This is a genomic window from Arthrobacter sp. Y3221157 (assembly GCF_059089865.1).
Genome location: NZ_JBNHFD010000005.1, coordinates 98,778 through 110,070 on the forward strand (window position 1 = coordinate 98,778; position 11,293 = coordinate 110,070).

Below are 11,293 nucleotides of genomic sequence, written 5' to 3' on the forward strand. Positions count from 1 at the left end.
TCTGCACGCACATTCTGAGCGTAGCACGCGTGCGTAAGATGAAAGGGCACTACCGTCCGTAAAGTCCACCATGCAGACCTCTCCGGCGCTGGAGCCCGGATATGGAGCCTGCAGCAAAGGAGTTTCAGTGCCCATTTCGGGGATCGACCTTTCCACCATAGATCACACGGTCCGGCCGCAGGATGACCTGTACCAGCACGTCAACGGCGCCTGGCTGAAGGCCACCGAAATTCCCGACGACCGCCCGCTCGAGGGCACATTCACCGCCTTGCGGGACGGTTCCGAGATAGCCGTCCGGGACATCATCGAGGAAGCGGCGGCCAAGGCCGGTTCGGCCAGCGGGATCGAGCGCAAAATTGGTGGCCTCTACAGCAGCTTCATGGATGAGGAAACGGTGGAGGCCAAGGGGATGGAACCCATCCGGCAGCGGCTCGCGGACGTCTTCGCCACGGCCTCCGCCGCCGACCTCATTGCACTGGCAGGGCGGCTGTTCCGCTCCGACGTGGGTGGCCTCTTTTATATCTACCCGGCCCCCGACGCGGGAAATCCGGACCGCGTCCTGCTGTACACCGGCCAGGGCGGCCTGGGGCTTCCGGACGAGTCCTACTACCGTGAAGACAAATTCGCGCCCATGGTGTCCGCGTACCGGTCGCATGTGCAGACCATGTTCGGCCTTGCCGGCGTGGCAGACGCGGAAGCCGCGGCGGGACGGGTGGTGGAGCTCGAAACGAAGCTCGCGGCACACCACTGGGATAACGTCACGCTGCGGAATCCGCAGAAGACCTACAACCTGAAGAGCGCGGATGAAGCGTCAGCCCTGTTCCCCCACCTTGCCACCTGGTTTGAGGCGGCGGGCATCGACGGAGACAAGCGGCAGGAGATCGTGGTGAGCACGCCGCCCTTCTTTGAAGGTGCCGCCGGGCTCCTGGACTCCGAACCGTTGTCCGTGTGGCAGGAATGGCTCGCCATGCGCGTGATCAATGCCGCTGCACCCTACTTGTCGTCCGCTTTCGTTGACGCGAATTTCGCGTTCTACGGCACCACCATCAGCGGCACGCCCCGCAACAAGGACCGTTGGAAGCGCGGAGTGGCCGTGGTGGAGGCTGCCCTGGGCGAGGCCGTGGGCCAGATCTATGTGGCCCGGCACTTCCCGGAAACGCACAAGGCCCGGATGCAGGCCCTGGTCGCCAACCTGATCGAGGCCTACCGCCACAGCATCACGGGGGTGGGCTGGATGGGTGAGGCCACCAAGGCCGAGGCACTGCGGAAGCTCGAAGGCTTCCGGGCAAAGATCGGCTTCCCTGACGAATGGATCGATTATTCCGCCGTGAAGATCGATCCTGCCGACCTGCTCGGCAACGTGGAGCGGGCGCACAACGCCGACGTCGACCGCCACCTTGATGAGGTGGGCAAGCCGGTGGACCGCAACAAGTGGCTGATGACCCCGCAGACGGTCAACGCCTACTACCACCCGATGATGAACGAGATCGTTTTCCCCGCCGCGATCCTGCAGCCGCCGTTCTTCACCGCCGACGCCGATGACGCCGTCAATTACGGAGGCATCGGCGCAGTGATCGGCCACGAGATCGGCCACGGCTTCGATGACCAGGGTTCGCAGTTCGACGGCGGCGGCACCCTTCGGAACTGGTGGACGGACGAGGACCGGCAGGCCTTCGAACAGCTCACGGCCAAGCTGGTGGCCCAGTACGATGCCTTGTCGCCGTCGGCCGCCCCCGGGCATCACGTGAACGGGCGGCTCACCCTGGGCGAGAACATCGGCGACCTGGCAGGCCTGGCCATCGCGTACAAGGCGTACCTGATCAGTTTGGACGGCAGGGAACCGGAAGTCCTGGACGGTCTCACCGGCCCGCAGCGCTTCTTCGCCTCCTGGGCAGCCGGTTGGCGCCAGGTGATCCGGCAGGAAGAGGCCGTCCGCCGGCTTGCCACGGACCCCCACTCCCCCAACGAGTTCCGGACGAACGCCATTGTGAAAAACCTGGACGCGTTCCACGAGGCGTTCGACGTCACTGAACAGGACGGCATGTGGATGCCGCCTACGGAGCGGGTCAGCATCTGGTAGGTCTCCCGGGACGCTGCCCTCACCGAAAGCGGGGCGCCACCCTGGTGGGTGGCGCCCCGCTTTCGGTTATATGGAGGATTTACTCCTGGACGATCAGGTACGGGTTGGCCTGCTGGCATGTCGCGTCGCCAGCCGTCTGGTTGACGATATCGTCGGGCAGCGCGGCCCCCGCCCCGGACCCGTAGGTGGTGCCCGAGGTAAAGTCCGTGCCGAGGTAGACCTGCACTCCTGAGACACCGGGGGCGTGAACCAGCTGGCCCGCCGGGATGCCCAGCACTGCGGCGACGTCGGCGGCAACGGCGGCGAAGTCTGAACCGTAGTAGACGACGGATTGTTCCACGGCTGCGTTTTCGAACTGGGCGGCCTGCGTGAACCCGCCGGAGACCAGGGCCTGCACGATTTCCTGGGCACGGCCGGGGACACCGGTGCCGTTGGCCACCGTCACCGGCTGCAGCGCCTTGTCGTATGGTGGCGGCGCCGGAACCGTTTCGGCGGGAGCGGCTGACGGCGGTGCACTTTCGCCGGGCGGTGGCGTGGCAGGCGCGGTGGGGTCGGTCAGGTCCACGTCCTGGCGGAGCGCAGCGAAGAGCTGGGAGCCGGCCGGTTCGGCGATCTGGAGCCTGTTCGGATCAAGGTCCGCCGGGGTGGTGGGGACGGCGACGAACGCCACCTTGCTGATATCGATGTCCTTGAGCCGGTTGCCGATGGTCAGCAGGGTGGGCACCGAAGCCAGGCCTTCATCCACCGTCAGGTTCTGGGTAACGACGTCGGCGATCTTCAGCATCTTGCCAGGATCGGACAGGGTGCCGTCGTCCTTGATCTTCCGGGTCAGCGACGAGAGGAAGCCTTGCTGCGCCTTGATGCGGCCCAGGTCGCCGCCGTCGGCAAAGGCATGCCGGGTGCGCAGGAAGGCAAGTGCCTGCTCGCCCTGGACCATCGAGGTGCCAGCAGGCAGCCGCAGCCGGGAGTCGGGGTCGTACACGGCGTCGCTGATGCAGACTTCCACGCCGCCCACAGCGTTGGACAGTTCCTTCACGGCGTTGAAGTCGGCCATCATGAAATGGTCCACTTCCAGGCCGGTGATCTTGTTGACAGTGTCCACAGCGCAGCCGATGCCGGCTTCCGTCATGGCCTCGTTGATCATGATGCCGCTCCGGGCAGGGTATTCCTGGCCGGTCTTCTCGTCCTTGCACTTGGGAATGTCCACCAGCAGGTCGCGCGGGAAACTGATGACGCTGACGCGTTTGTTGTCTTCCGAAATGTCCATCAGCATCATGACGTCCGATTTGCCGTACCCCGCGGAAAGGTCGGCTTCGCCGTACTCGGCGTTCTTGCCGTCCCGTGTGTCCGAGCCCAGGATGAGGATCTGCATCCTGCCCGTCGCGCTGACCGTCTCGCTGTTGCCTCCACCGGCGTTCAAGGGCGCCTTGGAAATGTTGTTCTGGAGGCGCAGGTACCAGAAACCGGCGAAGGCGAGGCCGCCGATGATGGCCACTGACAGGACACCGGTGACGATCTTGAGCCAGACGGGCATGCCGCGGAATGGGCCAAGATGCCGCGCGGTCCCCAAGGCGCTATCGTGCGCGTGCCTGGATACCGGTCCTGTTCCCGCTGGCGCATCAGCTTCGTTGTCGCGTATATCGCGGCCTCGAACCACGTGGTGAACCTTCCTCTAAATTTAAAATCCGGCCCATCTTAGTGGTCCAGTCTGGGAAAACGCCGGGCGTCCGCCCGGCCGCGGCGGCACAGGCCGGATCAGAAACCGAGTTTGACCAGTTGCTTCGGATCGCGCTGCCAGTCCTTGGCCACCTTGACGTGGAGGTCAAGGTAGATCCGCGTGCCGAGCAGGGCCTCGATCCCCTTGCGCGCGTTGGTGCCCACCTCGCGAAGCCTGCTGCCGCCCTTCCCGATGATGATGGCCTTCTGCGAAGGGCGCTCCACATACAGGTTCACGCGCACATCCAGGAGCGGGTTGTCGTCAGGCCGGTCCTCCCGCGGAACGATCTCTTCGACCACCACGGCCAGGGAGTGGGGCAACTCGTCCCGCACGCCCTCGAGCGCGGCTTCCCGGATGAGTTCGGCGACCATCACCGCTTCCGGTTCGTCCGTGAGCTCGCCATCGGGATACAGCGGAGGCGACGGCGGCATGTGGCTGATCAGGACATCAGCGACAGTATCCACCTGGAAACCGTCCGTGGCGGAGACCGGCACGATGTCCTTCCAGCCCTCCTCCCCCAGGACTTCGCGGCCGAGTTCCGCCACGGCAAGGAGCTGCTCGGTCAGTGCCTGGCGGTCCACCAGGTCCGCCTTTGTGACGATGGCGATGACGGGCTTGCTGCCCACCGCCGCCAGCTGGGCGGCGATAAATTTATCGCCGGGGCCGATCTTTTCATTGGCGGGCAGGCAGAACCCAATGGCGTCAACCTCAGCGAGGGTGTCCGCGACGAGGTCGTTCAGGCGCTTTCCAAGGAGGGTACGCGGGCGGTGCAGGCCCGGGGTGTCCACCAGGATCAGCTGGGCGTCGTCCCGGTGCACTATGCCGCGGATGGTGTGGCGGGTGGTTTGCGGCTTCGCGGAGGTGATGGCCACTTTCTTCCCCACCAGGGCGTTCGTCAGGGTGGATTTTCCGGCATTGGGCCGGCCCACCAGGACTGAGAATCCTGCGTGGAAGCCGCCGAAGTCTTCCGGTGCTGCCTTATTTTTCTTGCTCACGTGGAACTCCCTGCTGGGTTGTGTCCGCCTCTTCGAGGAGGTCTTCAAAGTCAGTGTCTACTCTTGGCACCGGCGCCGCAATGATGTGGCTGACGCGGTTACGCCGGCCTTCCAGCCGGTCTGCCCGAAGTGAAACCCCGTGGACTTCAACGTGGCTTCCCACGATGGGGACGCGGCCCAGCGCCTTGGCAAGGAGGCCGCCCACGGTGTCCACTTCGTCGTCGTCAAGCTCGATGTCGAAGAGCTCGCCCAGGTCATCGATGCTCATCCGTGCGCTGACCCGGTAGGAACCGTCTCCAAGCTCAACGGCTTCGGCGCTTTCCGTGTCGTACTCGTCCACGATTTCACCCACGATTTCCTCGATCAGGTCCTCGAGGGTGACCAGGCCGGCGGTGCCGCCGTATTCGTCGATGACGATGGCGACATGGGTGGATTCCTTCTGCAGTTCGCGCAGCAGGTCGCTCACGGGTTTGGACTCGGGGACGTACCGGACCTCGCGGGCCAGCGAGTCCACCAGGGGCGGTTCCGCGTCCGGGGCGAGTTCATGGACGGCGGCGGCCACGTCCTTCAGGTAGATGATGCCGAGGATATGGTCCGTGTCCTCGCCGATCACGGGGATCCTCGAGTAGCCGGATCGGAGGAACAGGGACATGGCCTGGTGCAGGCTCGATCCGGACTCGATGCTGACGATGTCCGTCCTGGGGACCATGACGGCGCGCACCAGCGTGTCGCCGAAGTCGAACACCGACTGGATCATCTCGGCTTCGGTGTCCTCGATCATGTCCGATTCGCTGGCGCGCTCCACCAGTTCACGGAACTCCTGCTCGCTGAAGAACGCCTCATCACCGCCGGGCGCGCCGGGCGCGGCCGAGCTGCCCAGGGCCACGAGCCAGCCAGGGATGGGGCCCAGGATCCAAGTCAGGAACCGGATCGTGGGGGCCGTGAACCGGACCACGGCGGCGGAGTGCAGCCGTCCGAGCTGGCGGGGCGAAACGCCCACGATGACGAATCCGAGCAGCGCCATGATGCCCGTGGCCGCCAGCCCGGCAAGCCAGATGTTGTCCAGCAAGCTGTAGAGCAGGACGGCAACAGCCACAGCGGAGGCCATTTCGAACCAGATCCGCCAGAACCGCAGCGCACGGATGTGGGCAACCGGCTGGGCAAGGATGCGGCGCATCGCGGTGCTCCGGCTCCGAAGGAGCGCTTCCTCCGCGTCATGGCGCGGAAGGAAATTGAAAGCGGCTTCGGCGGCCGTCAGCACCGCCGCGACACCCAGGAAAAGCAGGGCCATCGCGACCAGGAGCAGAGGCGTCACTGGGTTGTCTCGGCGGGTGCTTCTTTGCCGGTGAAGCCGGACAGGAGTTCCCGCTGGAGCCCGAACATTTCGGCCTTCTCCTCGGGTTCTGCATGGTCGTAGCCCAGCAGGTGCAGGATGCCGTGGGTTGTCAGCAGCAGCATCTCATCCTGGAGCAGGTGGCCTGCGTTCCTGGCCTGGACTTTTGCCACCTGCGGGCATAAGGCAATATCGCCCAGCATGCCCTGGGGCGTGGGCCGGTCAGGTGTTCCGGGGGTGAGTTCATCCATCGGCACGGACAGGACATCTGTGGAACCTGGCTCGTCCATCAGCTCAAGGTGCAGCTTTTCCATCGCAGGCTCATCCACCAGCAGGATGGACAGTTCCGCCTGCGGATGGATATAGAGCTGTTCAAAGATGTACCGGGACAATGCAACGAGTTCCGCTTCGTCCACCTGGACCCCGGACTCGTTGTTCACCTCGATGCTCAAGCGCGTTCCCCCCGTTTTTCCTTTACTGCTGAATGTTTGGCGCGGGCCCTTTCGGCGTCGTCCCAGATGCTGTAGGCGTTGACGATGTCGCCAACCAGGCGGTGGCGGACGACGTCGGCGGCATCCAAAACCGAGAAGTTGACGCCCTCGATGCCCTGCAGGATGTCCTCCACGATTCGGAGCCCGGACCGGGTGCCGAACGGAAGGTCCACCTGTGTGACGTCTCCGGTAACCACCATCTTGGATCCGAAGCCCAGGCGTGTCAGGAACATCTTCATCTGTTCGGGCGTGGTGTTCTGCGCTTCATCAAGGATGATGAACGCGTCGTTGAGGGTGCGCCCGCGCATATAGGCCAGGGGCGCCACTTCGATGGTTCCGGCCGCCATCAAGCGGGGGATGGACTCCGGGTCCATCATGTCGTGGAGGGCGTCGTAGAGCGGGCGCAGGTACGGATCGATCTTGTCGCTCAGCGTCCCGGGCAGGAACCCCAGGCGTTCTCCGGCTTCCACTGCCGGACGGGTCAGGATGATGCGGGTGACCTCTTTTTGCTGCAGGGCCTGGACCGCCTTGGCCATGGCCAGATAGGTCTTCCCGGTGCCGGCAGGCCCGATGCCGAAAATCACCGTGTTGTCGTCGATGGCGTCAACGTAGGTTTTCTGGTTCAGGGTTTTCGGCCGGATTGTCCTGCCGCGGCTGGAGAGGATGTCGTGGGTGAGCACCTCCACAGGGTTCTGCAACGACTGGGTGCGCAGCAGGGCCACCAGCTGCTGCAGCACCGCCGGGCTGATGATGGTGCCGCGCGCCACGAGGCCGCGGACTTCATGGAGCAGCCGCATGATCCGGGGTACGTCCTGGATGGGTCCGCTGATGGAAAGCTCGTTGCCGCGGACATGGAAGTTGACGTCCGGAAACTGCTCCTCGATGTACCGCAGCGCCTCATCGTGGCTGCCGAGCGACTGGACCATCTGATCGGAGTTGTCGAAAAGGACCACCTCAGTCCGGATGCCCGGGAGGGAGTGGGGGAACTCCCCGCTGCTGCCCTCTCCGGTGGACCGGCGCTTTCCGTTCGCTGATTCAGTCATAGTGATGGCCTGCTGGCCTGTGGTCCCCTCAAGGTCGGTTCAGATTGTCTTTCCATATTACGCCAGCAGCCGCCGGCGCCGGATACGGGAACCGGCCGCATGGACGAAGAATGACCCAGTTCCGTCATTAGGTATCAACTTCATATCGGCCTCATATCGTTCCCGTTTCAGTTGGGCGCAGGCAAGGGCTGGCGGCCGGCAGGGCCTGCAGGGTGTGCCATGCTGGAAATCCAGCTGCAGCTGGAAGACCAGGCCGCCCGGGGATCGGCCCTCCATGCCAGGAAAGGACAGGACGAACGTGCCGGAATCCGCTGCGCCCCTGAGGGCCGGCCGCGCCGTGCGCCGCGTGCGCGGTCTCCTGCTGGCCGGAGTCCTGGCAGCTGTCCCGGCCATGACAGGCTGCATCGCCGAGGCCGGGCCGGCGCCCACCGGCACATTGGCCACCAATCCCATCGCCACCGGCACGGCACAGGCGCCGTCCACCAGTGCGCCGCTGGAAACCACCCAGTCCTCGAACAAGGCACCGGTGTATTGGATTGGCCGCAGCGGCAGCGACGTCTTCCTGTACCGCGAATTCCGGGACGTGCCGGACCAGGAGAATCCCGTGACGCGGGCCCTGCGCTCCATGATGTCGGACAAGCCGCTCGACCCCGATTTCTTCACGCCCTGGCAGAACCCCGGCACGCTCGCCACGTCCATTTCGGGTAAAGACGTCATTACGGTGGACGTCTCCAAGGACGCCTTCAACAGCAACCTCGATGCGGATATGGCCGCCCGGGCCATCCAGCAGTTGGTCTACACCGCAACAGCAGCCGCCGCCAGCTCCGGCCTGATCGACTCCGGGCAGCAGATCCGGGTCCGAATCCTGGTGGACGGGCATACGGACTACATGGCGTTCGACCACATCCCGCTCGGCGCACTGATGACCCGGAGCACGGGCCTGGTGGCGCCCGTCTGGATTATCGATCCGCAGGAAAACGTGGAAGTACCCGGGGGCAGCGTCAAGATCACCGGACGAAGCACCACCGCCGGCGGCAAGCTCCGCTGGCAAATCCTGCGGTCCGGAACCGGCGGCAGCACGGAGCCCTTCCTCACCGGGGAGACAACAGCCTCGCCCGAGCAGGGCCAGGCGGGGGTGTTCACCCTGGCCCTGACCATGCCGGCCGGTGACTACGAGCTGCGGGTGGCGCAGGCCGGAACCGGGGGCGGTCCGGACCAGTTCGAGGACACCCGCGCCTTCAAGGTGCGGTAGCCGTCCAGCGGCCCAGGATGTCGCTGGCCAGCACGACGGCGGCCGGCCCGGCCGTGGACGACCGCAGGACGTGGTGCCCCAGCAGTGCGGTCACGGCGCCTTTGTCGCAGAGCCGGGTAACTTCGCGGGGACTGATCCCGCCCTCGGGTCCTACGATCAGGAGCACCTCGCCGGGTTCCGCTCCCCCGCCGCCGGCCTGCCAACCCTCCAGAACGGTACGCAGCGGACGGACGGCGTCCTCGTGCAGGATGACCGCCAGGTCCGCGGCCTCGACGGCTGCGGAAAGCGCGGCGGTGTCGACGGCGGGGCGGACCTCCGGCACCCAGGACCGCCGTGCCTGCTTGGCGGCGGCGGTTACCACCGACTGCCATTTGGCGTGGGCTTTCGCTGCGCGGTCACCTTTCCACCGCACGATGGACCGCTCGGACTGCCATGGGATCACGGCGTCGACCCCCAGCTCGGTGGCGGTTTCGATGGCCAGCTCGTCCCGGTCGCCCTTTGCCAGGGCCTGGACGAGCACCAGCCGGACGTCCGGCCGCTGTTCGACGGTTACGGACGCGCACTCCACCTCGAGGGCCGCCGGCGCAGCAGCGGCGACCCGCCCTGTCAGCCTGGTGCCGGCGCCGTCGACAATATCGACGGTTTCGCCCGGTTCAAGCCGTTTGACGGCGACGGCATGCCTGGCCTCGGCCCCCTCCAGGACGAAGCGGCCGCCCGGCGACATTCCATCGAGGGACCCGGCGGCGGTGAAGAAGACGGGGTTGCTCACCGCTACAGGTTACCGAGGCGGTCCCGAAGCTTGGCGAACATGCCGCCGCTCGCAGCCAGCTTGCCGTCGGTGATCTGCTCACCCCGGAGCTTGGCCAACTGCCGCAGCAGGTCTTCCTGGGCGGCATCGAGCTTGGCGGGAGTCTCCACCTGCAGGTGGACCTTGAGGTCGCCGCGGCCATACCCGCGAAGGTGGGTGACGCCCAAACCGCGAAGCGTAATGATTTCACCGGACTGGGTGCCGGGCTTGACGTCGATTTCCTGCGTGCCGTCGAAGGTTTCCAGGCTGACCTCGGTGCCAAGGGCGGCCGCCGTCATGGGAATGTTCAAGGTGGCGTGGAGGTCGTCCCCGTCCCGGACATAGGTGGGATCGTTGTTGACCCGGATCTCCACGTAGAGGTCGCCGGAAGGTCCACCGGCGGGTCCCGCCTCACCCTGCCCGGACAGCTGGATCCGGGTTCCGGTGGCGACGCCGGCAGGAACCTTGATGGTCAGTGAACGGCGGCTCCGGATGCGGCCCTGGCCGCTGCACTCGTTGCAGGGATCCTTGATGACGGTGCCGAATCCTTCGCAGCTGCCGCAGGGGGCAGCCGTCATGACCTGGCCGAGGATGGAGCGGACTGCCCGTTGGACCTGGCCGCTGCCGCCGCAGATGTCGCAGCGCTCCGGATGAGTGCCGGGCTGGCAGCAGGAGCCTTCGCAGGTGGGGCAGGTGACCGCCGTGTCCACCTCGAGTTTCTTGTTGACGCCAAAGACGGCGTCACGGAGGTCGATCCGGACGCTGATAAGGGCGTCCTGGCCGCGCCGGACGCGTGATGCCGGACCGGTGGAGCCGCCGGCACCGAAGAAGGTGTCGAAGATGTCCTGGAATGCGAAGCCCTGCCCGGCGTAGCTGCCGCCGCCGAACCCGTTGTCCGTGCCGTTCTCGTTGCCGGTGGTGTCGTAGACGCGCCGCTTCTGGGGGTCCGAGAGGACTTCGTACGCATGGGTCACTGCCTTGAAGCGGTCAGCGGCCTCCTCGCCCGGGTTGACGTCCGGGTGCAGGGTGCGGGCCAGCTTGCGGTAGGCCTTTTTGATTTCTTCTCCGGTGGCCTCCGGTGAGACTCCAAGGACGTCGTAGTGGCTGCTCAAAGTTCGTATCTCTTCCTTGTTGACTGCATGCAGTGGGGGTGTCCTTCCGCGGACCGGCTGCCAGGGCAACCGGCGCCCCGCTCAGGGCCCCAGAATCCGGGATAGGTAGCGGGCAACAGCCCTGACGGCGGCCATGGTGGTGGGATAGTCCATGCGGGTGGGACCCAGCACGCCTATTTTCGCTGCGCTGTCCGGACCGTAGCCGGTGGCCACCACGGAAGCTTCGGCAAGGCCGTCGTACGGGTTCTCACGCCCGATGCTGACTGCCACGCCACGGTGGTCCTGCGCCATTTCGCTCAGCAGGCGCAGCATCACCACCTGTTCCTCCAGGGCTTCCAGGACAGGTCCGATGCTGAGCGGGAAATCCACGTTGGACCGGGCAAGGTTCGCCGTGCCCGCCATGACCATGCGCTCCTCGCGGCTGCTGTGCGCCAGGAGCTCCAGCCCGTGGGCCAGTGCCTGCGCGGCCGGTCGCTGCGCCGG

9 protein-coding genes and 1 pseudogene are annotated in these 11,293 nt (G+C 65.7%); 2 read left to right on the forward strand and 8 right to left on the reverse strand.

From position 1 onward, the window contains the following. Positions 1 to 127: 127 nt before the first annotated feature. Complete coding sequence (locus AC5RTT_RS03250) at positions 128 to 2,080, forward strand: M13 family metallopeptidase (protein WP_494143980.1); 1,953 nt, start codon at positions 128 to 130, stop codon at positions 2,078 to 2,080. A gap of 79 nt (positions 2,081 to 2,159) precedes the next feature. Here the strand turns inward: AC5RTT_RS03250 and AC5RTT_RS03255 are convergent, their stop codons facing one another. From AC5RTT_RS03255 to AC5RTT_RS03275, 5 genes are all read right to left on the reverse strand, one after another. Beyond that, a complete protein-coding gene (locus AC5RTT_RS03255) occupies positions 2,160 to 3,614 on the reverse strand; it encodes an LCP family protein (RefSeq protein WP_494143981.1) in 1,455 nt (484 codons plus the stop codon). A 221-nt stretch (positions 3,615 to 3,835) separates the two neighbouring features. Next, positions 3,836 to 4,792: a GTPase Era gene (era, locus tag AC5RTT_RS03260; protein WP_494143982.1), complete on the reverse strand. Its 957-nt coding sequence runs from the start codon at positions 4,790 to 4,792 to the stop codon at positions 3,836 to 3,838. Next, complete coding sequence (locus tag AC5RTT_RS03265) at positions 4,776 to 6,107, reverse strand: hemolysin family protein (protein ID WP_494143983.1); 1,332 nt, start codon at positions 6,105 to 6,107, stop codon at positions 4,776 to 4,778. Before AC5RTT_RS03265 ends, era begins: the two co-directional genes overlap by 17 nt. Then, complete coding sequence (gene ybeY / locus AC5RTT_RS03270) at positions 6,104 to 6,577, reverse strand: rRNA maturation RNase YbeY (RefSeq protein ID WP_494143984.1); 474 nt, start codon at positions 6,575 to 6,577, stop codon at positions 6,104 to 6,106. The genes AC5RTT_RS03265 and ybeY overlap by 4 nt, the downstream gene beginning before the upstream one ends. Then, positions 6,574 to 7,659: a PhoH family protein gene (locus AC5RTT_RS03275; RefSeq protein ID WP_494143985.1), complete on the reverse strand. Its 1,086-nt coding sequence runs from the start codon at positions 7,657 to 7,659 to the stop codon at positions 6,574 to 6,576. The genes ybeY and AC5RTT_RS03275 overlap by 4 nt, the downstream gene beginning before the upstream one ends. A 298-nt stretch (positions 7,660 to 7,957) precedes the next feature. On the opposite strand from AC5RTT_RS03275, the gene AC5RTT_RS03280 reads away from it, so the two are divergent. Continuing rightward, complete coding sequence (locus tag AC5RTT_RS03280; RefSeq protein WP_494143986.1) at positions 7,958 to 8,911, forward strand: GerMN domain-containing protein; 954 nt, start codon at positions 7,958 to 7,960, stop codon at positions 8,909 to 8,911. On the opposite strand, the gene AC5RTT_RS03285 is transcribed toward AC5RTT_RS03280, so the two are convergent. From AC5RTT_RS03285 to AC5RTT_RS03295, 3 genes and pseudogenes are all read right to left on the reverse strand, one after another. Further along, positions 8,898 to 9,680: a 16S rRNA (uracil(1498)-N(3))-methyltransferase gene (locus tag AC5RTT_RS03285; protein ID WP_494143987.1), complete on the reverse strand. Its 783-nt coding sequence runs from the start codon at positions 9,678 to 9,680 to the stop codon at positions 8,898 to 8,900. The two genes, AC5RTT_RS03280 and AC5RTT_RS03285, sit on opposite strands and share 14 nt — an antisense overlap. A 2-nt stretch (positions 9,681 to 9,682) precedes the next feature. Further along, the gene (gene dnaJ, locus AC5RTT_RS03290; RefSeq protein ID WP_494009226.1) at positions 9,683 to 10,810 is read right to left on the reverse strand and encodes a molecular chaperone DnaJ; all 1,128 of its coding nucleotides are present in this window, start codon (positions 10,808 to 10,810) and stop codon (positions 9,683 to 9,685) included. Between the two features lie 81 nt (positions 10,811 to 10,891). After that, positions 10,892 to 11,293, reverse strand: a pseudogene (locus tag AC5RTT_RS03295) (HrcA family transcriptional regulator); the annotation flags it as partial.

Coding starts and splice junctions, on each gene's coding strand:
- AC5RTT_RS03275 (WP_494143985.1), bottom strand. CDS start 7,659: ATGACTGAATCAGCGAACGGAAAGCGCCGGTCCACCGGAGAGGGCAGC.
- AC5RTT_RS03255 (WP_494143981.1), bottom strand. CDS start 3,614: ATGCCCGTCTGGCTCAAGATCGTCACCGGTGTCCTGTCAGTGGCCATC.